Below are 22,069 nucleotides of genomic sequence, written 5' to 3'. Positions count from 1 at the left end.
ACCAGGATAATCTCTACGACGCCCGGAGCGCGAACGGCCGCACGGTGCTCTGGCTGGGACGACGCAAGAGCGTCGGTAGCGGCCCAGGCAACAGCGGACTCGCCTTCGACCAACTCAACCCATGACGGACGCCGTCCGACTGCTGTGACCAACCAGCCTGCCGAGGAGGGTACATGTTGCAAGTCCTATTCCGCGCATTCGTCACCGTCTTCACGGTCGCCACCGGCGTCACCGTCTCCACCTTGTGGGGCGATTCCAGCGGCGGAAAGCTACTGGCCGCATCGGTCATCGCCGTAGTCGTGGGACTCGTGGAATGGCTGATGATCTGGACCCCAAAGCACTCGGCCCTGGCCCGGCGGCTCCTCGACCCACGCTCGGTCGTGGTCGGGGTCTGGCTGCAGGACGTCAAGCTGGCATGGGGACTACAAGGACGGCCACAGGCAAGCCCAAACCGCTTCGCGATCTTCACCGTGAGCTACGACTCGACGCACGACTATCTCGTCGAAGGACGCGCCTACGACGAGCGGGGCCAGGAGTATGCCCGGTGGCACTCCATCGAAAGCCCCATGTTCTCCCGCAACGGACGAAGCATGACCTACCTATTCGAAGGAACCGTACTGGATTCCGACGTCTCCCTGACCGAGCGGCACAGGGTCGGGCTCACGCGGCTCGCGTTGGAATCAAGCACTGACTGCGGTGAGGGAAGCGTCGAGCACGTCGCCATGAACGCACATGTCGAGTTCGACCTGTTCCGGATAACCCCGACATGGCTCGCAACACGCGGCCTCGCCGCGTTCTCAGTCGAGGCGATAGGCCACCTTGCCACCCGCAGCAAGTTCGCCGAGGCATACGCCCGCACCCTGCAACCAGTCGCCTGACTCGACCCGCCATGCCAGCCAAGCGGGGACGATCGTAATCGGCTGGATCACGAACGCGCGACCTCGGCGAGCAGGCACTCGCTCTATTGATCATTCGGCTCCTGCTGCAACCCTGCGCGTTTGCCATCGAGTCGAGATTGCTCAAGACGAGTCCGGCACGCAACAAACACCGGGCACCGGGCATCGGCACCGGGCGATGAGCGGGCCGGTGCGCTGAGCAAGAGGACCCCAGCGCTCGGCATGCAGCATCCGCACCGCCTGCCGCGCCAACCGTGTGCCAGATGGACGGCTGCCTGGTCAACCGGCAAATACTGACCGAGACAGAACCCGGCCTCTTCGCCCTCAACCCGAAACGGACGTAACCTCCCGGACCGGCCTCTCAGGTCATCGAGGCCGGGTGTTTCTTCCTTACTGCTTCGGCGGGGGCACGGACCAGATAGTCTGGCAAGGGACGTCTTGAGCACATATATCTGAGTAAGTGTTTGAGAGTGGTGTTACTCGGGCGTGGTGGCGTACCGGCAGCGTTGTCGGGTATCGGGTTTGCCGCGGTCGAGGCAGCGGGACCATGGTGTTGATCGCGGCCCAGCGAATCAGTGCTTCGAGACGACACCACCCTCAAACACTCCTGACGTGGGGAAATAGATGAAAAATCCTGTCAGCGTGCCGTCTCGTGCCATTAGCGGCGATGACATTTCACCTCCAGCCCAGCAGCTTCTCAGAGACCTCAATCTGCTGCCCGAAGAGGGTGACTTGGCCCACGCGGGCGGTTTTGTGGCCGCCTTCAAAGGTCCGCCGGACAGTGTGGCCCTTATCGAGGCCGGCGCCACCGCGGCGACCAAGTGGTGGTCCGTCGGCTTAGGCGTGATGGTCACTGGGGCGTGGGCGGCGGTACGAACATGGTGGTCTGCGGAAGACCCGGCGAACCAGCACATTCTTCTGTGGGGAGCCGCCATCGTGACCGCGGCGGCGGTTCTTGGTGTGGCTCACCTGTTCGCCTCCGACCTCCGGGGCCGCGCCGCGGTGGCAACCGAGACCGTCCGCGCCCGCGCCGCCGTCGCCGAGACGTTCGTACGAATGGCCGAGCAGGCGCACGCGAGAACCCTGGATGGGCAGCACGTAGCGGCCCGCGCCCCGGGTGACGGTCTCCAGTTCGCCGCCCTGCCGTCGATCACCGTCGAGAACATGGCCAAGCACGGTCCCGAGGAGGCCGGATGGCACGCATTGGGGCTTCTCACCGACGGCGCGCGTCGCAACCGATACCTAATCGCCAAAGGCAACACGCACGAATGGGTTGATGCCGGCATGGTGAGCGTGCCATAGCGGCTGAAAATGGCTCTTCGAGGTTAAGCGGGGTTGAGGTGTCCGCGGCTTTTCCGGGTGGTCGCGCAGCGTGTTCGTAGGCGTTGGTTGACCGGGTTTCGGAAGCCGTAGGCGTCGCGGGCGACGGTTTTGATGACTCGGTTGGTGCCCTCGGAGCCGGCGTTGGGGATACCGGTGTGCAGGAACACGAGGATGGGTGGCCACCAGGTCTCGATCGTGGTCGCGAGGCGGATGAGTTCGGGCAGGTCGGAGTCTGCGCAACGCTGGTAGAAGTGGTGCAGCAGCCGGGTGACGTGTTCCCGGTCAGGGCGGGTGCGGGCGATCGCGAGTAGGTCGAGCAGGTCCTCCTTGGCGTTCCACGCGGCCAGGACCGACGTGCTGATGGCGGCGGGTAGCCGGGCCAGGTCGTCGCAGAGTCTGTCGACGCGTTCGCCGTGCATCCGCCGGGCGGAGCGGGTCAGCCGGTTACGCAGGTCCCATTCCCGGTCCCCGGCACGGCCCCGACGGCCGCGGACCTGCACGGTGACCCGACGGCGGACCTCGTTGAGCGCCTGATGCGCGAGTTGCACCACGTGGAAGTGATCGACGACGAGGACGGCGTGCGGCAACGCCTCCCGGACCGCGGACTTGAAGATCGTGCACATGTCGATCGCGACGAACCGCACCTCGCCTGGGGTGTCGTATTTGAAGATCATCCGGCCCAGATCCGGCCCAGATGACCAGTGATAGGCGGTGACAACCGACGCTAACCGCTGACACGCGACGCCAGGTCAGGGTGTGCGCGCCGGAGGATGCGCCCATGGTCGGTCTATGGGGTTCAAATCCCCTCAGCTCCACCCACAAAACCGCAGGTCATCAGAAGGCTAGCCGCGATTTTGCGCCGGCCTTTCTCCGTTAGTTGTCCGATTCTGGGTGCCGTTGCGAGCGGCACTACCAGACGGCGCAGGTCTGATGTTCAGGTCTGGGGGTTGGGGCTGCGGGCCGCGGGCGGTGTGCGTGATTGCTCGGGTGTCGCCAGGGTTTCGGTTGGCGTGGCGGGCAGGGTGAAGACGAACCGGGAGCCGCCGGTGGGGTTGTCTTCGACGTGGATGGTGCCGCCGTGGCGTTCAACGATGCGTGAGCAGATGGACAACCCGAGGCCGGTGCCGGAGTAGCCGGCCGTGGCATGGGCGCGATGGAATCGCTGGAAGATGGCGAGGTGCTGCCCGGCCGGAATCCCGATGCCGTTGTCGGTGAGCGTGACGGTGACGGTGCCTTCCTCGCGGACCGTTCTGACGGAGACTTCCGGGGTGGTGCCCGGTGCCGTGTACTTGACGGCATTGCTGACCAGGTTGTCCAGGAGCTGACGGACCAGCACCCGATCGGCGAGGACCGGGACAAGGTCGCCGATGTCGAACCGCGGCACCAGCGCGTTCGAGGCGGTGGCCGTGTCGATGCGGGCGGCGGCCACGTCGCGGGCGAGGGCGGCGAGGTCAACCTCTTCGGCGGTGATCTCGGAGTTTCTGGCAGTGGTGTAGGCGAGCAGGTCTTGGATCAGGAGCCGCATGCGTTGCGCGGTGTTGTTGACCCGGGCAACTGCTGATCGGGCCTGGGTGACGTCCGGCTGGTCGGGTAGCCCGGCGAGGATGTCCTGGCACGCTTCGGACCAGCCTTCGATGGTGGTCAGCGGGTTGAGCAGGTCGTGGGCGACGACGCCGGCGAACGTGGCCAGCTCATCGCGCTGCCGCCGTTCGGCGGTTACGTCATGAAAGAGCAGCACGGCCTGGACCTCGGCGGGGTTGAGGTGCAGCGCCGTGGCTCTGACGTGGAGGACTCGTCCCTCGGGCACCGTCGCGTTGCGCACCAGCACATCCCTTTCGAGTGCCTGCTCGCCCGCCAACGCCCGGGCATGGGCCACCTCCTCTTGGGTGATCGGCGTGCCGTCGATGTCGGCGACACCCCATGAGGCGGTGTCGACGCGAGCTTCCCTCTCGAACTGGACGCCCATCAGGGTCCGAGCGGCCGGGTTGTGCAGCAGGACGCGGTCGCGTTGGTCGATCACGAGCAGACCGTCAGCCATGCTGTCCACGATGGCGCTCATCAGCCTGGCGCGCCGGGCATGCCGATCCCTCTCCACGGCCAGCGCGGCTTGCTCCGCGCGCAGCGAACGCGACAGCGCTGCCGCCTCGTCGCGGCTGAGAGCCAGCGCCAACCCCACAACGGCAGCCACGAGAACGAAACCGTGCCCCACCATCGCCCGGAGTTCGAGGGTTTGGACAGTGGAGAACGGCCCTAGACCGTGCATGGTCAACACCATCGCCACCGTCGCCTGCACCAGATTGCTGAAGGCGACGTATCCGGTACTTAGCCGCGCCCCCGCCCACACCGCTACCGCCATCAGCAGATAGGTCAACGGCAGCGTCCGGCCGGGGAAGGAGACCACCGCATACATCGTCGTGGTGCAGACCGCCACGATTACGTACTCTCCGAGCCGCCGCCGAGGCGTACGCGCCAGCGCAGCAACGATGGCCGACGCCCAGCCGGAGAGGCTCCCCCGCTGCTGCCGGTAGCAAGTCACCGCGTGACCAAGGCACACGGCGAGCGGGAGGACGACCACGATGCTGCTCACACTGCGGGTGAACGTCACGGTCAGCAGTAACCAGTGGTGCGCCCCCGTAGCCACCCAGACGCCGGCCATCGCGGAGACCGACCCGGCCGCGGCCGCCACGATCGCTGCGCCGAGCAGTCCCCACAGATCCTGCAGCGTGCGCAGGCGTTCGACGCCACCGGCTCCCCACAGATGGGGCCTCAACCGGCCCATCATGATGAGGAACACCCAGGCCAGGACCGCGGAGGCGGTCGCGAGGGCGATCGCGGCGGGCAGCCGGGTGCCGATGACGGCGGCACCGAGCACGGTGGTGGCAAACAAGGCAGTGGCGTCGACCCATCGGGTGGGAGCCCGCCGCTGGGCGCAGAACCACACCGCCGCCACGCCGGGGGCAGCCCACCCGATGACCAGATCATGGAGCTGTAGAACTTGCGCCTGACCAGCCACAACAGCGGTTAGGTGGAGCAGCGCGAACCCGCCGGTGCGGGCGATCGAATTCCAGTACCTCATGACGGCCCCAGATCATCCGGCCGGAGACGTGCCGAAGGGCATCCCTCCTGAGCGCACCCGTCCTAACCAGCGGCACCGGGATGCGCCGTGGGGCCAGCGTACTGTCTGGTATCGGATGTTTTGGTGGCTTTGGGAGTTGGGTTAGATGTCTGATTCTGGAAGCCATCCAGAGGCGGGGCGTGCGTCGCTGGCCCGATGATGTCGCTGGCGGCCCGGAGCGGCGCATCCAACCCGCCCAACCGATGGCCGGGAGGACACCGCCGCGCGTTGGGGCGGGGCGTCCTGACGGAAGCGCTCTGCAGGCTGCATTTGAACTCGGGTCCCAAGCCACCTCTCGCGGATGCCTCCGGGGCCTGTGGCTCGGGCTCAAGAACTGGATGATTCGGCCGATGAATCTGCCATGCCGATTCGCCGACTTGCGCTGCTGTGCGTCGCGGTAGCCGCTGCGGCGGCTCTCGCGGCGTGCGGTCCCGACGATCGTGGGGCGGCGGGAAGCGGCTCTGGCACGGCTCCGTCGCCCTCCCAGTCGGTCGTCGCGGAGCTGGTGACGTCACCATCGGTGGAGGTCGTCGCGCCGGCCGACGAAGCCGAGGCGTGCGCCATCACCCCTGGTGATCCCACCTGCGCCGGGGTGCTGGGTCCGGACAACATTCAGGTTGCCGGCTAGGCGTCGTTCGACGGGCGTGGCCGGACCCGGCGATGACGGAGACGACCGGCTCGTGAACCCGCCTGTGTCGCTTGCGGCGGTCAACCGTCTCGCCGGAAGGGGTAGCCGCCTGCGGCATGGTCCGAAGCAGACATCGCCCGTACCTTCCCAGACTGCCGTCGGTGGGATGCCCGGCGGCTTAGGGTGGGCCGATGCCCGTCTCGCCATACATTGCCCGTCTGCGCGCTCACGTCGGTCACGACCTGCTGCTCCTGCCCGGGGTCAGCGCCGTCGTGCACAACGCCGCCGGGCATCTGCTGCTCGCCCGGCGCAGCGACAACGGCCGTTGGTCCCTGCCCGCCGGCATCATCGATCCGGGCGAGCAGCCGTCGGACACGGTCATTCGCGAGGTGTTCGAGGAGACCGGCGTCCACGTCGAGATCGAGCGGGTCGGCGGCGTCGCCACGCACCCGGTGGTCTACCCCAACGGCGACATCTGTGAGTACCTGAACGTGTGGTTCCGGTGCCGGGCCGTCGGCGGCGCGCCGCGCACCGATGGCGACGAGTCGCTGGAGGTCGGCTGGTTCGCGCTGGACGACCTGCCGGAACTCGACGACTGGGCCCGCCTGCGGATCGACACCACCCGGGACCCTGACGGCCCCGCCTGGCACGTCCAGCCCGGCGAACGGCACCCCGCGCTCGGGCAACCCGACGCGCTGTAGCTCCCGGGGGCTCGCCGCCTCAGAGGGAGGTATGCGGGCGGCCCGCAGGCAAGGAGCCTGCGGGCCGTGGATCTTGCTTACTCCGGAGTGCCGACGTTCGTCACGAGGTCGATGACCTCCAACAGGATCGGCGGCGTGCCGGGAACACCGTCCATCGTCACGACCGTCTTGTTCGTGCCGTCGCTGTAGTGGGTGACGACCTCGTAGCGGTGGCGGTCGCAGCACGGGTTCGACGGCAGGTAGAACGGCGCCAACGTGCGGTACTGGGGGGTGGCGGCCAGGCTCAGCGCCTGGGCCGCGCGCTCGTCCCGGGTGGTGGTATCCACCGAGAAGAATTCGGTACGGCCGATGAACCCGCCCGTCTGGGTGATCGAGATGGATTCGGTCCAGGCCACCGATGCGGCTGCCGCCGGGTTGGCGGCGATCAAGGCGGTCGCCATGGCGCACGCAACGGCCAGGGCGCGGAACAACTGCTTCATTGCAATGTCCTCTTCTGCGCGTGAATTCGATCGGGCGGGATGGATCAGAAATCGAATACGTCGCCCGTGGCGTGCAGCAGGACGCAGCGGTTCGAGAAAGTCTCGCGGTAGGCGACGGGATTCCCCTCCCACAGGCCGGCCGCGATGGCCGTCACCGGCTGATACTCCCGGGTGCAGATGCCGCCCTCGTCGGCCAGTGCGGCGATGTCGCCGTCGACCGAGCGCAGATCGTCGCAGGCCGAGCCTGCGGTGGCGTGGGTGCCGCCGTCCGGGTCGCACTCGAGCGTGGCCAGCCGGGGAGGGACACCGCTGTGGTCGGCGGGTAGCACGGCGAGCACCAGCGTGCTGTCGGATGCGGGGGCCGTCGGCGCCGCGGCGGCGGGGGTGCCGGGGGCGAGCAGTGCGGCCGTGGTGGACAGGCTGGTGGCGAGAATCCCGATGTGGTGAATGGGGACCACGATTTCCTCCTTGTGGAAGGCGCGGCTCATCGGGACGCATCCTTCTTGTGGAGGGCGCGCCCGCGAATCGCTTGATTGGATCGCCCATACGCTAAGGCTTTTCCGGGGAAAGCGTCAACTTGACCAGTTTATAATCGTCAATACAATGCGACTTTTTAATGTCATGGGCGCGCGTCCGCAGTGCGGGCCAGGGGTGGGTTCAAGGGAACTTCACATGGACTCGATCACCCGGGCCGTTCGGCGCGGCATGCGGTCACCGGCAAACTGGGGCAGAGTGCTCACATGCTTGGACGTACCTCGAAGCACTGGTGGGGCGTTGTCCTCGATGCCCCCGACCCCCTTGCCCTCGCGCGCTTCTACGCCGACCTCATGGACTGGAAGATCGTCAAGGAAGAGGGCAACTTCGTCGGCATCGCGCCCATGGGCGAGCATGTGGAGTACTTCGCATTCCAGCAGGCCACGGACTACGAGCCGCCCGTGTGGCCGGCGCAACCCGGGCGGCAGCAGATGATGCTGCACCTCGACATCGAGGTGCCGGACCTGGAGGTGGCGGTCGCGGCGGCGGTGCGGGCCGGTGCGCGGCTGGCCGATCATCAACCCCAGGAGACGGTACGGGTCCTGCTGGACCCCGCCGGACATCCCTTCTGCCTGTACGTCGACCCGGAAGCGTGACCGACCAGACGGGCAGCCGATGTCGTAGCTCGGCTATACGGTCGTGAGACGGTGCGGCCAGGGCTGGACCGGGTCGTTGACGCCGAGGCGATGGGAGCAGATCGATGATCGACCATGTAGTGCTGGGGGTCCACGACCTCGGCGCGAGCCGGTTGTTCTACGAGCGGGCGCTGGCACCCCTCGGAGTCCGGGTGGTGGTCGACGCCGGTGAGGCGCTCGGCTTCGGGGCCGAGCCCGCCCGCCCGTTCTTCTGGCTCGCGGTGCGGGAGCCGTCGCACCGGGTGCATGTGGCCTTCACGGCGTCCGATCGCGCCACGGTCGACGCCTTTCACGCCGCCGCGCTGGGTGCGGGCGGCGTGGACAACGGCCCGCCGGGTCTGCGGCCGCACTACCACGCGAACTACTACGGCGCGTTCGTCTTCGACGCCGACGGCAACAACGTCGAGGCCGTCTGTCACCTGCCGGAATGACCCGGGCGGCCGGGCCATCGACACCCCACCCGTGGACCGCGAATCCGGAGCGAACTGCGAATACTGCTACTTTCCGATGGTATGTCTTGGGTCTGCCGATGGAGGTGACCCATGCAAGCCCCACTTCCCGCCAACGAAGCGGACCGGCTAGCCGCGCTCTACGGGCTCGGTGTCCTCGACAGCGCGCCGGAGAAGGACTTCGACGACATCGTGGCGTTGACCGCGTCCGTGTGCGACGTACCGATGGCGCTGGTCTGTCTGGTCGACGCCGACCGGCAGTGGTTCAAGGCGCAGGTCGGTGCCGAGCTCGCCGACATGTCCCGGGACCTGTCGTTCTGTGCCCACGCGATCCTCGGTCACGACCTGCTGATCGTCCCGGACACTCGCAAGGATCCCCGGTTCGCCGACAATCCGGCCGTCCGCGCCGGGGACGGGATCCGCTTCTTCGCGGCCGCCCCGCTGATCACCACCGAGGGCTTCGCGGTGGGCGCCCTGTGCGTCTTCGACGCCGAGCCACGCGGGCTCGACGACGACCAGAGGGCCGCGCTGCTCGCCCTCGCCCGGCAGGTCACCGGCCAACTGGAGCTGCGCCGCTACGCGATAGCGCTCGCCAGCACCACGGCCCGGCTGCAGGAACTGGAGCGCCGCAAGGACGACATCGCCAACCTCGTTTGCGGGCCGCTCCGGGCGCCGATGCGCCTCATGGGCGAGCACCTGGCGGAGCTCGGGCGTACCGGGCGCCACGATCCGGAGCTGGCCGATCTCGTGGCCCGGGCCACATCCGCCCACGTCCGCGGGTTCACCGACCTGCTGGAGCACCTGACCACGCTGGCGCAGGTGGGCACCGAGAACGAAAGCCTGCACATGCGGCAGATCGACCTCACCCAGCTGACCAGGCGGGCGGTCGAGGCGGTCCGGCCGATCGCGGCCACCAAGCACATCGGGATGCTCGACCAGTCCGACGGTGTCAACCTGCCGATCGTCGCCGACCCCGTACGGCTGGAGCAGGTCCTCACCCATCTGCTCTTCGCGGCGGTGAAGTACACCCCGCCCGGCGGCCGGGTCCGCGTCGGCACGGAGGTGGAGTCGGGCCCGACCGTACGCATGGATGACATGGATCTGCCCGACGGCATGCGGCCGGACCTGTTCCCGCACCTGTTCTACGGCGCGATCGCGAATCCGACAGACCTGCCCGGGCCGGACCACGGCCTGGCGGTAGCGAAGCGGATCCTGGACGCGCACCACGCCACGGTCGCGCTCTCCGACCGGCCGGGCGACGGCACCTCCCTGCATGTGGTGTTCCCGTTCGCCGAGCGGGAGGCCGACCTCTTCGTAGCCTGATGCTCGCGGGCCGTCAGGGCTCTTGGCCCGGCCTGGGGCGGCTCGCGGTCCGGCTGGTGCGGGTCGCGGTCCGGCGGGGGTGCTCGCGGTCCGGGGGCTCGGCCCTGCCGCCATGGTCCGAGGTGACTTCGTCGCGTGACCCGGGGAAGTTCCCGGGTGACGATTCCGCAACGCGGGCCGGGCACCCGTTGTGCCGGTCTACGTGTGTCGTTAAGCTTCTTCGTGCGCGCCCCTATCGCCCGCTTCCCCCGTGGCAGGCGATCGGGGCGCGCGTCTCTTTGCACCGGCGGTTCCGCGACCTGCGCGGCATCCACGGATCCTCGACGGCCCATCGGTCGAGGTCGATGGGCCTCCGCCGACAGTGGACCCTCAGATCCAGCGGCTTCCCAGCCACATCCGCGCCGACCACGAGTCGTACGGAATGGACTGACCCACGAAGATCGGGTGGAAGTAGGCGAAGCAGAGCGCCACGAGCAGCACGTACACGCCGGCCATGATCGTTCCCACGAGCTGCCGGTCCGTTCGGGCCGCGCCGGTCGCCATCCCGGACGGCGGAGTCATGATCGCCCCCAGCGCGTACACCACCGCCAGGATGAGGAACGGCAGCGCGGGCAGCACGTAGAACACGAACATCGTCCGGCCGTCGGCCACCGCGTAGTAGAACCAGGGCAGCAACCCCGCGACCACGCCCGTGCCGATCGCGAACGCCCGCCAGTCCCGGCGCGCGATGCCGAACCACAGCAGCGCACCCAGGGCCGGCAGGAACGACCACCACAGGATCGGGGTACCCAGCAGCAGGATCTCGGCGGCGCAGCTCTGCGAGCCGCACCGCGGGTCGCCGTTCCAGTAGAACGCCACCGGACGGCCGAGCAGCAGCCACTGCCAGGGCCAGGACTGGTACACGTGCCGGTCCGTCAGGCCGCTGTGGAACGTGTATGCCTCGACGTGGTAGTGCAGGAGGTTGAGCAGCGCGCCCAGCACCGGCGGCTCGCTCAGCCCGTTCGCCTGCCGGTAGTGCCGGAAGTATCCGGTGTTCGTGACGAACCAGCCCGTCCAGGTGGCCAGGTAGAAGATCACGGTCAACGTGAAGCTCAGGATCAGCCAGCCCAGATCGCCGATCAGACCCGCGAACGGACGCCGTACCCCCGCGGAGCGGCGCGCACCCACTCGCCAGACCACCACCAGCATCGCGAAGAACGGCGCGAAGAACAGCGCGCTCCACTTCACCCCGCACGCCAGCCCGAACAGGATCCCCGCCGCCAGCAGCCACCACGGCACCGCCCACGGCAGCCGCCGCGCCGTTGCGGGGTCGAAGCCGCCCTCCAGGGCCCGCAACCACCGCCGCCGGTACGCGTCCCGATCCAGCACCATCGCCGCGAACGAGGCCAGGATGAAAAGGCCGAGGAAGATGTCCAGCAGCGACGTGCGCGACAGCACCAGATGGAAGCCGTCCAGCGTCATCAGCAGCCCGGCCGTGCCCGCCAGCACGATCGAGTGGAACAACCGGTACGCCACCCGGATCAGGATCAGGACCATCAACGTGCCCGCGATCGCGGCCGGGAACCGCCAGCCCAGCTCGGTGTTCCCGAACGCCTTCTCACCCAGCGCGATCAGCCACTTGCCCAACGGCGGGTGCACCACGTACGCGGGCCCGTTGGTCTTCTCGTCCCACTCGACGCCGTGCTGGAGCATGTCCCACGCATCGGTCGGGTAGTACACCTCGTCGAAGATGTAACCCTTCGGCCTACTCAGGCCCGCCAGGCGCAGGATCGCGGCGACCGCCACGATCACGGCCGTGACCACCCACGAGTACGGGTTCAGCCAGTCGTCCAACGTCGCCAGCCGCCGCCGTACCGAATCGGGGACGCGCCGGGCACTGCCCGGCTCGGCCTCGGGCACGTCCGGGGTCGCGATGTCGGTTTCAGCCGTCGGCGCCGCAGTCACCCCGCGATCGTAGGCCGCGCGCCCGCGACACGGTGCCCGGAGGCCGCGCGTCGGACGTGTGGTGCACTTTCGGAGTGACGGAGGAAGACACCGGCCGCGTCGTGCTTGTCGGCGCGCCGCTCGGCAACATCGGCGACGCGTCCACCCGGCTGCGGGAGACCCTGGCGACCGCGGACGTGGTCGCCGCCGAGGACACCCGCCGCCTGGCCCGGCTGGCCCGCGACCTCGGGGTCGGCGTGGCCGGGCGGGTGGTCTCGTACTTCGAGGGCAACGAGGAGCGGCGTACCCCGGAACTGGTCGACGCGCTGCGCTCCGGCGCGGTCGTCGCGGTGGTGACCGACGGCGGCATGCCGAGCGTCTCCGACCCCGGTTACCGGCTCGTCCGCGCGGCCCTGGACGCCGGCTTCCCGGTCACCGCGGCGCCCGGTCCCAGCGCGGTCACCACGGCGCTGGCGCTGTCCGGCCTGCCCAGCGACCGGTTCGTCTTCGAGGGCTTCCTGCCGCGCACTCCCGCCGGGCGCCGGTCCCGGCTGCGTGAGCTGGCCGCCGAACCGCGCACCCTGGTGTTCTTCGAGGCTCCGCACCGCATCACCGGGGCCCTGGCCGACCTCGCCGCCACGTTCGGGTCGGACCGGCCCGCCGCGGTCTGCCGCGAGCTGACCAAGACGTACGAGCAGGTCCGGCGCGGCGGCCTCGGCGAGCTGGCCGCGTGGGCGGCCGAGGCGGAACCCCGCGGTGAGATCACCGTCGTGGTGGCCGGGGCGAGCGCTTCCCCGCCCGCCCGGCCCGCGGACGCGGACCTGCGCGCGGCGGTCGCCGAGCGGGAGGCCGGGGGATCGTCGCGCCGCGACGCCATCGCGGCCGTCGCCCATGAGTACGGCCTGCGCAAACGCGAGGTGTACGCCCTGATCCACGCCGACTGACAGACGGTCCCGGGTCGGGGGCCGAGGCGGCGCCGTGCACGTCGCGCGGGGGTGTGCGATGCCCGGGGGCGGCACTGCGCACGCTGGGCGAGGTGGTTGTTCGCTGGGATATGACCTTGAGGAGCAGCTTGGAGTCAGTTCCGCGCCGATTCTGTTCAAGGTCTGGTTGTGGGATGGCCCGCTGCCGCTGCCGCTGCCGCTGCCGCTGCCGCTGCCGCTGCCGCTGCTGCCGCCGCTGTGGGCCGGGGTGCTGGCTGTCCGCTGAGCCTCGATCTTGGGGACTTTGGGTCAGTCCCGAGCCGGAACCCTTCAAGATCTGGTCGTTGGAGGGTGCGTCATCTGGTCGTGGGAGAGGCGTCGCTGGGGGGCGGGTGCGCTGGACTCGATCTTGATGACTTGGGGTCAGTTCCGCGCCGAAAGTGTTCAAGGTCTGGGTGTGGGATGGCTGGCTGCAGCTGTGGGTCGGGTGGTGGCTGTCCGCTGAGCCTCGAACTTGGGGACTTTGGTTCGGCGTGTTCAGGCGAGGGTCGCCGTCCGGCACCGGGATTGGTGGGTGGGTGCCGGACGGTGCGTTATCGGAGTCAGTACGCGGCGGCCAGGAAACCGGCCAGCAGCGCCAGTGGGCACGCGACGCTGAGCAGTAGTGCGCCGTGCCGGGCTCGGCGGCTCTCCAGCCGGCGAACGCCGGTCAGGCCCGCGATGCCCAGGCCGCACAGCAGCACCAGCACGAAACCGAGCATCCAGCGCAGCTGCATCAGTGTGCCGGTTTCCCCGACGTACGCCTGCTGGCCGTCCAGGTTGACCATTCGCGCGGGAGAGACCGCGCCGCGGGCGCGCTGGTCGCCGGTGACGCCGAGCAATGTCACCCGGTCCACCCGGGAGAAGCCGTCGCCCGTGGCGAACTGCCCGAAGCAGCGCTGACCGATTCCGTCGCCGGTGCACTGGATCACCGTCGCCCGGCCCTTCACGTCGTGCCCGACAGCCAGCCAGAAGGGCTCGGCGCTGACCCATGCGAAGAACGCCGCGATCAGGCTGAGTGCGACGAGCGAGGGCAGGCCGGACCGTGGGCGGCGTGGTTCGCGCGACCGATGCCGTGGTGGCACCCCGAGCTGGGACGGCCGCTCCGGCTCCGCCGTGGCCGCCTGCCGGGCCCGCTCGTCGTCGGACAACCAGAAGGTCGACGTCTCCAGCAAGGCGGCCGCCCGACTCGCCGGAACCTCCGCCTCGCCACCCTGCTCGCGGGTTCGGCCACCCGGGTGTCGACTAGCCTTCGTGCCTCCGTGCTGTTCCTGGTGCCGGCCGGCATGCGCGCCCTCGTGCTCGCTGGCATGCTCGTTCCTGCCCTCGTCGGCCGGTCGGCTCCTGTCCTCGCGGGCCAGTCCGCCGCCCTGCTCGGTGCCTTCACCTTGCCTGTTGTGCTGCTCGGCCACCTGCCTGCTGGGCTGCCCGGCCGCCTGCTCGTTAGCTTGCCCGGCGGCCTGTCCGGTCGTCGGTGACCCGGTTAGGGCCGACCGAAGCGGCGCTGGTCCGGTCGTCTGCGGCGCCGGTTGAGCGGAGTACGCTGCTGGTCCAATCGAGTGCGTTGCCGCTCCAGTCGAGTGCGCTGTCGGCCCAGTCGAGTGCGCTGTCGGCCCAGTCGAGTGCGCTGTCGGCCCAGTCGAGTGCGCTGCCGGGCCAGTCGACTGCGGTGCCGACGATGCGATCTGCGCGGCGCCCGGCTGGCGGGGGGCGTTCGCCGTGGACCGGTTGCCGACCGGCTCCGGCAGGAGCATGACGTCGGGTATGTCGGCGCCGTCGCCTGCGGCCGCCGCGGTGTCGGCGGACGACGCGTGTGCGGCGGTATCCGGAGTCCCCGCCCGGGGGCCGACTCCGGCCTGGGCTGGGCCGACTCCGGCCTGGGCTGGGCCGACTCCGGCCTGGGCTGTGGATGGCGTGGCGGGCGCGGCTGTGCCAGCGGACCCCTTGACCTGCGGCCACTGCGGTGGGCCGACGGGGTCCAGGCGGACTCCGTCGACCACGTGGTGGTGGCGCTCCACCGGGACCCGTGGCGCGGCACGCCCGACAGTGGGGAACTCCGCCGTCACCGCGTCGAGCGCGGTCGGCTCCGGGACCGGTGCCACGGTCGGGGCGATCGTCGGCGCCGCGGCCGTCTCACCCACCCGAGCCGACGGCGGCAGTGGCCCGCCCGGCACCGCCTGGGGCGGGGCAGCCGATGACAGCGGGGCCCCTGAGGGCCGTGCAGCCGAGGGCGCCGTCGCTGTCGGCGGGGCGGCAGAGGACTGGGCCGCCGGGGATGCCGTCGCTGTCGGCGGGGCGGCAGAGGACTGGGCCGCCGAGGGCGCCGTCGCTGTCGGCGGGGCGGCGGAGGACTGGGCCGCTGTGGGTGGGGCCGCTGCGGACGGGACCGCTGAGGGAGGGGTCGCCGAGAAGAGGGCGGCTGAAGGAGGCGCCGCTGGGGGTGGGGCGGCGGTATCCGTTGACGGGGGTTCCGGGGCCGCGTGCCGGGGTGGCGGGGGCCAGAGCGGGGGCCGTGGCGGGGCCGCGGTCGTGGCTGTTCCGGCGGCGCGGCCCGGCTCGCGGTCGGCCCCGGTGTGCCGCCGCGCGGCGTCCTCCGGGACCGCCTCGCCCTCACTTCGCGATGTTTCCCCTGGCTGCGGCGCGTCTGCGGTCACCGCACCATTGGACTACGCGGCACCTTGGCGAGCACGTTCCTGATGGGGCGTGTCGGGACAAATCAGACCCCTGCTATCCGTTCGCGCGGCGGGTGTGGCGGTCACTACGCTGGAGCACCATGAGCCACGTTCTCGCCGCGGTCGCCTGGCCCTATGCCAACGGTCCGCGCCACATCGGTCATGTCTCCGGCTTCGGGGTGCCCTCCGACGTGTTCAGCCGGTACATGCGGATGGCCGGTCACGACGTGCTCATGGTCTCCGGTACGGACGAGCACGGCACCCCGATCCAGGTCCAGGCCGACGCCGAGGGTGTCACGCCGCGCGAACTGGCCGACCGGTACAACCGGGTGATCGTCGAGGACCTGCACGGCCTCGGGCTGTCGTACGACCTGTTCACCCGCACCACGACCGGTAACCACTACGCCGTGGTGCAGGAGCTGTTCAGTGGCCTGCTGGACAACGGGTACATCGTGCGGAAGACCACCCTGGGCGCGATCTCGCCGTCCACGGGCCGGACCCTGCCCGACCGTTACATCGAGGGCACCTGCCCCATCTGCGGGTACGAGAGCGCCCGCGGCGACCAGTGCGACAACTGCGGCAACCAGCTCGACCCGGAGCAGCTGGTCAACCCCCGGTCGCGGATCAACGGGGAGACCCCGGAGTTCGTCGAGACGGAGCACTTCTTCCTCGACCTGCCCGCCTTTGCCGAGGCGCTGGCCACCTGGCTCGACGCCCGCGAGGGCTGGCGGCCCAACGTACTGAAATTCTCCCGCAATCTCCTCGACGACCTGCAGCCGCGCGCGATCACCCGTGACCTGGAGTGGGGCGTACCCATCCCGCTGGAGGGCTGGCGCGAGCGCAACGACAAGCGCATCTACGTCTGGTTCGACGCGGTGATCGGCTACCTGTCCGCGTCGATCGAGTGGGCGCGGCGCACCGGGGATCCGGAGGCGTGGCGGCAGTGGTGGTCCGCCGACGGGCAGGGCAAGGACGCGAACGCCTACTACTTCATGGGCAAGGACAACATCGTCTTTCACTCCGTCATCTGGCCCGCCCTGCTGCTCGGCTACTCCGGCGCGGGCGACAAGGCGGGGGAGCCGGGGCGGCTGGGCAAGCTGAACCTGCCCACCGAGGTGGTCTCCAGCGAGTACCTGACGATGGAGGGCCGCAAGTTCTCGTCGTCGCGCCGGGTGGTCATCTACGTGCGGGACTTCCTGGAGCGCTACGACGCGGACGCGTTGCGGTACTTCATCGCGGCGGCGGGTCCGGAGAGCAACGACACCGACTTCACCTGGGCCGAGTTCGTGCGGCGCAACAACGACGAGCTGGTCGCGGGCTGGGGCAACCTGGTCAACCGGTCGATCTCGATGGCGGCGAAGAACTTCGGCGCCGTACCCGAAGCGGTCGAGCTGACCGACGCGGACCGTGAGCTGCTCGCGGTGGCCGAGGCGGGTTTCGCGACGGTCGGTGACCTGATCGGGCGGCACCGGCAGAAGGCCGCGATCGGCGAGGCGATGCGGGTGGTGGCCGAGGCCAACAAGTACCTGTCGGAGCAGGCGCCGTGGCAGCTCAAGGACGAGGCGTCCAAGCCCCGGATGGGTACGATCCTGCACGTCGCGCTGCAGGTGGTGCGCGACGCCAACACGCTGCTGACGCCGTTCCTGCCGCACTCGGCGCAGAACGTGCACGAGCTGCTCGGCGGCACGGGGGTGCACGCGCCGATGCCGTCCATCGTGGAGGTCGAGGACCTCGACGGCGGGCCGGGCTACCCGGTGCTGATGGGTGACTACACCGCCGGCGCCAGGTGGGAGCGGGTCCCGCTGGTGGCGGGTACGCCGCTGGCCGCGCCGAAGCCGGTGTTCCGCAAGCTGGATCCGTCCGTTGTGGACGAGGAGCTGGCCCGCCTGGAGGCGGCCGAGTAGGGCTCAGATCGTGTACGGCAGGTCCGCGATGTGGTGCCCCTCCAGCTCCCGCATCGGGGCCCACGCCTCGTACACGCCGCGCTCGTAGCAGCGGGCTCCGGTGTCGACCAGCGCCTCGGCGCCCGGGCGGATCAGCCGCAGGCGGGCCCAGCTGTCGTCGCGCTGCAGTACCCAGCACGGCACACCACGCCAGTTGGCCTGCTCGGCGCGGCGGCTCAGGGTGGTGACCGGGTACCGGGCGGCCCGGGTCAGCGCCCGCACCCGGAACTCGCCGGGCGGGTCGGCCACCGCCTCGTACTCGTGCTCCTCCATCCCGGCCTGGCCCACCAGGCGGGCCGACGGGGTGTCGGTGCACGGTACGTACTCGCGGTCCGGGCTCACGCCCGGCAGGCCGTCGAGCAGGTGCCGCCAGCGCGGGCCGGCCAGCCGCAGCCAGCCGTGCTGCTCAGGCTGGTACGTGTACAGCACGACCTCCTCGCCGCCCGCCGGGTACGCCAGCAGCTGCGCGTTGGCCGGCAGGGGCAGGTCGGCGAAGCCGGCGGTGATGAACTCGGGGATCAGGTCGTCGGCGCTGGGGGTGAAACCGGTGCCGAGCACGAGCGCGCCGACGCGGTCGTGTGCGGGCAGCGTGGACAGGCCTGGCTGGGCGGGCGCGCAGGGGATCTCGTAGTCGCTCGGGTCCACCGCCCGCCAGCGCAACGCGTACGTCACGGTGGTGTCCATGGTGCCGTCGGTACGCAGCAGCGCCAGATCCGCCGGACCCCTCAGATGCGCGAGGTCACACGCGCGATAGCAGAAGCCGTACGGTAGCCAGCCGCCGAGATGGCCCGCGAGTTGCGCGGCGGACAGGACCTTCACCATGCGCGTGCCGCGGTGCACCGCCGCGGTGGCGCGGATCCGGCTCAGCATCGCGTCGTCGCGATGTGCCGCCGACTGGCTCATCCGCTGTACCGTCGCCCAGCTCAGGTCCCGGAGCAACGGCGCCATCAGCGGCGGCTCCTGCGGGTCGACGCTGACTGCGTTCTCCTCACCCGTCACGGTCACTCTCGGCACATTAAGTGACGTTCATTGATTCCGGGTAAATTCCCGGTTGCCGCAGTGCGGGTGAAGGAACTCTCACCCGGATGTGTGATGCTGGGCCGGATGAACACCGCTTCGCCTGCCGAATCCCGCCGTGCCCGTGCCCGCCGCCGCGCGGGGGAGTTCCCGCCCGCGCCCACTCCGCTGGCGGTGCCGGTCTTCGACAGCCACACCCACCTGGACATCACGGTCCACGAGGCGGGCGTGCCCGGCGGCACGGGCGATCCGGTCGAGGCGCTTGTTGCCGCCGCCGCGAAGGTCGGCGTGGACCGGCTCGTGCAGGTCGGGGTGGACGTGGCGTCCTCGCGGTGGGGCGCGGAGCTGGCCGCCCGCCAGCCGGCCGTCGTGGCCACGGTGGCGTTGCACCCCAACGAGGCGCCGACGTTGCCGGATCTCGACGAGGCGTTGCGCGCCATCGAGGCGCTGGCCGCCGAGCCGCGGGTCCGCGGGGTCGGCGAGACCGGGCTGGACACGTTCCGTACCGGCGAGGCGGGGCGCGCGGCGCAGGAGGAGAGTTTCCGGGCGCACATCGCGATCGCCAAGCGGTACCGCAAACCACTGATCATCCACGACCGGGACGCCCACGACGACGTGCTGCGGGTGCTGGACTCCGAAGGCGCCCCGGACACCGTGGTGCTGCACTGCTTCTCCGGCGACGCGGACTTCGCCGCCGAGTGCGTGCGCCGGGGGTACCTGCTCAGTTTCGCGGGCGTGGTGACGTTCGCCAGCGCGGGCAACCTGCGGGCGGCGGCCGCGGTCACCCCGCCCGGGCAGATGCTGGTCGAGACGGACGCGCCGTACCTGACGCCGATGCCGTACCGGGGGCAGCCCAACGCGTCGTACCTGATTCCGCTGACCGTGCGGGCGCTGGCCGAGGCCGCGGACGCGGACCTGGACGCGCTGTGCGCGGCGATCTCCGCCACCGGGGACCGGGTCTTCGGCCCCTGGCGCTAGCCCCCGGCGGTGGCTGCCGGGAACGGCGGAGGTGAGGTGCGCGGCAAGTGTCCGGGTGACCGGCCGTAGGCTGTGGCCTCATGGCGGACGCACTGCTCGGCCCGGCGGAGATCCGGGAGCTCGCCGCGCGCCTCGGCGTCACGCCGACCAAGAAGCTCGGCCAGAATTTCGTGCACGACCCGAACACCGTCCGGCGCATCGTGGCCGCCGCGGGCCTCACCGGCGACGACGTCGCGCTGGAGGTGGGGCCGGGACTCGGGTCGCTCACCCTCGGGCTGCTTCCGGTGGCGGCGCACGTCCACGCCGTGGAGATCGACCCGGTGCTGGCGGCGGCGCTGCCCGTGACGGTGGGTGAGCGCGCCGACGCCGCACGGCTCACGGTGCATCCGGCGGACGCTCTGCGGATCACCGCCGCCGAGCTGGATCCGGCGCCGACGATGCTGGTGGCGAACCTGCCGTACAACGTGGCCGTGCCGGTGGTGCTGCACCTGCTGGCCGGTCTGCCCACGCTGCGTGGCGGGCTGGTGATGGTGCAGAAGGAGGTGGCGGACCGGCTGGTCGCCGGTCCCGGCTCCAAGGTGTATGGCGTCCCGTCGGTCAAGCTGGCCTGGTACGCGCACGCCCGCCCGGCGGGCCGGGTACCCCCCGCGGTGTTCTGGCCGGTCCCGAACGTGGATTCGGGGCTGGTCGCGTTCACCGGCCGGGAACCGCCCGCCGACGTCGACCGGCGCGCGGTCTTCGCGGTGGTGGACGCGGCGTTCGCGCAGCGCCGCAAGACGCTGCGGGCCGCGCTGAACGGCTGGGCCGGTGGCGCCGACAACGCCGAGAAGGCCCTGGTCACGGCCGGGATCAATCCGCAGGCCCGGGGGGAGTCGCTGACCGTCGAGCAGTTCGCCGCGATCGCGGCTGCCGGAATCCACCACGGGTACGGCGGTAAGCTCAGCGGGACGCGCGAGGAGGTGGACCGATGACCGCCGAGACAGCCGGCCACGTCATGTGGTCACCCGACCCGGTCACGCAGCGGGCTGCGGGGTACACCCTCGAGGACGTCCTGAACCTGCCCGATGACGCCCCCCGCGTCGAGCTTCGCGATGGAGTCATGATCGTGGTTCCCTCCCCCACGGCCGGGCATCAGAAGATCAGCAATCTGCTGTGGCTGTGGTTCCGTCAGCAGGCTCCCGAGATCTACTACGAGCCGTTGACCGCGGTCGGCGTCGCCGTCGGTCTCGGCGACACCCACGAGCCGGATGTGCTGCTGTTGCATCAACCGGTTTCGGAGGACCGGCACTTCTTCCTGCCATCGCAGGTCGCCATCGTGGTGGAGGTGGTGTCGCCGAGCACGAAGCGCCGGGACCGGCTGGAGAAGCCGGTCGCGTACGCGGCCGCGGGCATTCCGCACTACTGGCGCATCGAGCAGGATCCGCTGCACGTGTTCGCGTACGACCTGCGGGACGGGCGGTATGAGCTGGTCGCCGACTCGGACACCGAGCTGGTGTTGAGCGAGCCGTTCGAGATCCGGCTGCCGATCCGGGACATCACTCCGTGACCGAGGCGTGGGGGCCGGACGACGACAAGCCGCGCCGCTCGGCCGGCCCGGTCCGGGTTCGGGTCCCCGCGAAGATCAACCTTCATCTCGGGGTGGGGCCGCTGCGCTCCGACGGCTACCACGAGCTGAACACCGTCTACCACGCGATCAGCCTGTTCGACGAGCTGACCGCCCGCGCCGGCGACACCCTCACCCTGACCATGGAGGGCGAGGGCGCAGGTGAGCTGGCCCTCGACGAGAGCAACCTGATCATCCGGGCGGCGCGCGCCCTGGCCACCGAGGCCCGGGTGCCCGCGCACGCCCGGCTGCACCTGCGCAAGTCGATCCCGCTGGCCGGAGGCCTGGCCGGGGGCAGCGCCGACGCGGCCGCCACGCTGCTGGCCTGCGACCTGCTCTGGGGCACGGGACTGTCCCGCGACGAGCTGGGCGAGATCGGCGCGACCCTCGGCTCGGACGTGCCGTTCCTGCTGCACGGCGGCACGGCCCTGGGCACCGGCCACGGCGAGGCGGTCAGCCCGATCCTGGCCCGCCCCACGACCTGGCACTGGGTGGTGGCGATCGCCGACGGTGGCCTGGCCACCCCCGAGGTCTACCGCGAGCTGGACCGGCTGCGTGCGGGCGGTTCGGCGCCGGTTGCGCTGGGCCCGGCGGACGCGCTCATGGCGGCACTGCGCCAGCGTGACCCGGCGGTACTCGGCGCCGTACTCGGCAACGACCTGCAGGCCGCCGCGCTGGCGTTGCGCCCCCACCTGGCCGACGTGCTCAAGACCGGCGCCGAGGCGGGCGCGCTGGCGGGCATCGTGTCCGGCTCCGGCCCGACCTGTGTCTTCCTCACCGCGGACGGCGCGCACGCCCAGACGGTGGCGGCTGCGCTGGCCGACGCGGGGGTGTGCCGGGAGGCGGTCACCGCGCGCGGGCCGATGCCGGGGGCGCGGGTAATCTAGT

General features: G+C 70.3%; 19 protein-coding genes and 1 pseudogene. 13 read left to right on the top strand and 7 right to left on the bottom strand.

From position 1 onward, the window contains the following. The first annotated feature begins 173 nt into the window (after positions 1-173). Positions 174-878 (top strand): hypothetical protein, encoded by a 705-nt coding sequence (locus tag EV385_RS10420; RefSeq protein WP_130509294.1) that lies wholly within the window; start codon positions 174-176, stop codon positions 876-878. 642 nt (positions 879-1,520) lie between these two features. Then, positions 1,521-2,198, top strand: coding sequence for a hypothetical protein (locus EV385_RS10415; RefSeq protein ID WP_130509293.1), 678 nt, complete (start codon positions 1,521-1,523; stop codon positions 2,196-2,198). 23 nt (positions 2,199-2,221) lie between these two features. On the opposite strand, the pseudogene EV385_RS10410 reads toward EV385_RS10415, so the two are convergent. Together EV385_RS10410 and EV385_RS10405 are read right to left on the bottom strand one after the other, a co-directional pair. Beyond that, a pseudogene (locus tag EV385_RS10410) lies at positions 2,222-2,866 on the bottom strand (ISL3 family transposase); the annotation flags it as partial. 287 nt (positions 2,867-3,153) lie between these two features. Then, positions 3,154-5,013 (bottom strand): sensor histidine kinase, encoded by a 1,860-nt coding sequence (locus EV385_RS10405; RefSeq protein WP_165449437.1) that lies wholly within the window; start codon positions 5,011-5,013, stop codon positions 3,154-3,156. Positions 5,014-6,153: 1,140 nt separating this feature from the next. On the opposite strand from EV385_RS10405, the gene EV385_RS10400 reads away from it, so the two are divergent. Continuing rightward, positions 6,154-6,663 (top strand): NUDIX hydrolase, encoded by a 510-nt coding sequence (locus tag EV385_RS10400; protein ID WP_130509291.1) that lies wholly within the window; start codon positions 6,154-6,156, stop codon positions 6,661-6,663. Positions 6,664-6,740: 77 nt separating this feature from the next. Here EV385_RS10400 and EV385_RS10395 read toward each other — a convergent pair whose 3' ends face one another. Then, on the bottom strand, positions 6,741-7,133 hold the full coding sequence (locus tag EV385_RS10395; protein WP_130509290.1) for a hypothetical protein: 393 nt from the start codon (positions 7,131-7,133) through the stop codon (positions 6,741-6,743). A 53-nt stretch (positions 7,134-7,186) separates the two neighbouring features. Further along, positions 7,187-7,630, bottom strand: a complete 444-nt coding sequence (locus EV385_RS10390) for an SSI family serine proteinase inhibitor (RefSeq protein ID WP_130509289.1) — start codon at positions 7,628-7,630, stop codon at positions 7,187-7,189. A 252-nt stretch (positions 7,631-7,882) separates the two neighbouring features. On the opposite strand from EV385_RS10390, the gene EV385_RS10385 reads away from it, so the two are divergent. From EV385_RS10385 to EV385_RS10375, 3 genes are all read left to right on the top strand, one after another. Continuing rightward, entirely contained in the window at positions 7,883-8,272 is a 390-nt protein-coding gene (locus EV385_RS10385; protein WP_130509288.1) for a VOC family protein, read from the top strand. A gap of 104 nt (positions 8,273-8,376) precedes the next feature. Continuing rightward, positions 8,377-8,742: a VOC family protein gene (locus EV385_RS10380; protein ID WP_130509287.1), complete on the top strand. Its 366-nt coding sequence runs from the start codon at positions 8,377-8,379 to the stop codon at positions 8,740-8,742. Positions 8,743-8,853: 111 nt separating this feature from the next. Then, positions 8,854-10,083, top strand: coding sequence for a GAF domain-containing sensor histidine kinase (locus EV385_RS10375; protein ID WP_130509286.1), 1,230 nt, complete (start codon positions 8,854-8,856; stop codon positions 10,081-10,083). Between the two features lie 369 nt (positions 10,084-10,452). On the opposite strand, the gene EV385_RS10370 is transcribed toward EV385_RS10375, so the two are convergent. Then, positions 10,453-12,027, bottom strand: coding sequence for a dolichyl-phosphate-mannose--protein mannosyltransferase (locus EV385_RS10370; RefSeq protein WP_130509285.1), 1,575 nt, complete (start codon positions 12,025-12,027; stop codon positions 10,453-10,455). Positions 12,028-12,101: 74 nt separating this feature from the next. On the opposite strand from EV385_RS10370, the gene rsmI reads away from it, so the two are divergent. Further along, a complete protein-coding gene (rsmI, locus tag EV385_RS10365; RefSeq protein WP_130509284.1) occupies positions 12,102-12,950 on the top strand; it encodes a 16S rRNA (cytidine(1402)-2'-O)-methyltransferase in 849 nt (282 codons plus the stop codon). 581 nt (positions 12,951-13,531) lie between these two features. On the opposite strand, the gene EV385_RS10360 is transcribed toward rsmI, so the two are convergent. After that, positions 13,532-14,143, bottom strand: a complete 612-nt coding sequence (locus EV385_RS10360) for a hypothetical protein (protein ID WP_130509283.1) — start codon at positions 14,141-14,143, stop codon at positions 13,532-13,534. A gap of 87 nt (positions 14,144-14,230) precedes the next feature. On the opposite strand from EV385_RS10360, the gene EV385_RS10355 reads away from it, so the two are divergent. Together EV385_RS10355 and metG are read left to right on the top strand one after the other, a co-directional pair. Further along, entirely contained in the window at positions 14,231-14,446 is a 216-nt protein-coding gene (locus EV385_RS10355) for a hypothetical protein (protein ID WP_130509282.1), read from the top strand. A gap of 1,295 nt (positions 14,447-15,741) precedes the next feature. Continuing rightward, the gene (metG, locus tag EV385_RS10350) at positions 15,742-17,544 is read left to right on the top strand and encodes a methionine--tRNA ligase (protein WP_130509281.1); all 1,803 of its coding nucleotides are present in this window, start codon (positions 15,742-15,744) and stop codon (positions 17,542-17,544) included. Between the two features lie 3 nt (positions 17,545-17,547). Here the strand turns inward: metG and EV385_RS10345 are convergent, their stop codons facing one another. Continuing rightward, complete coding sequence (locus tag EV385_RS10345) at positions 17,548-18,588, bottom strand: hypothetical protein (RefSeq protein ID WP_130509280.1); 1,041 nt, start codon at positions 18,586-18,588, stop codon at positions 17,548-17,550. 87 nt (positions 18,589-18,675) lie between these two features. Here EV385_RS10345 and EV385_RS10340 point away from each other — a divergent pair, with 87 nt between their 5' ends. The 4 genes from EV385_RS10340 to EV385_RS10325 all read left to right on the top strand — a co-directional run bounded on the left by EV385_RS10340 (position 18,676) and on the right by EV385_RS10325 (position 22,068). Next, complete coding sequence (locus EV385_RS10340) at positions 18,676-19,578, top strand: TatD family hydrolase (protein ID WP_207229792.1); 903 nt, start codon at positions 18,676-18,678, stop codon at positions 19,576-19,578. Positions 19,579-19,658: 80 nt separating this feature from the next. Continuing rightward, positions 19,659-20,549 carry a 16S rRNA (adenine(1518)-N(6)/adenine(1519)-N(6))-dimethyltransferase RsmA gene (gene rsmA, locus EV385_RS10335; protein WP_130509278.1) on the top strand — a complete coding sequence of 297 codons (891 nt, stop codon included), beginning with the start codon at positions 19,659-19,661 and terminating at the stop codon, positions 20,547-20,549. Then, complete coding sequence (locus EV385_RS10330; protein ID WP_242624809.1) at positions 20,546-21,124, top strand: Uma2 family endonuclease; 579 nt, start codon at positions 20,546-20,548, stop codon at positions 21,122-21,124. Before rsmA ends, EV385_RS10330 begins: the two co-directional genes overlap by 4 nt. After that, entirely contained in the window at positions 21,121-22,068 is a 948-nt protein-coding gene (locus tag EV385_RS10325) for a 4-(cytidine 5'-diphospho)-2-C-methyl-D-erythritol kinase (RefSeq protein WP_130509277.1), read from the top strand. Before EV385_RS10330 ends, EV385_RS10325 begins: the two co-directional genes overlap by 4 nt. Position 22,069: the final 1 nt, after the last annotated feature.

Origin of the sequence: Krasilnikovia cinnamomea (genome assembly GCF_004217545.1) — a bacterium.
GTDB lineage: Bacteria > Actinomycetota > Actinomycetes > Mycobacteriales > Micromonosporaceae > Actinoplanes > Actinoplanes cinnamomeus.
This window is presented reverse-complemented; position numbering and strand designations above follow the sequence as displayed.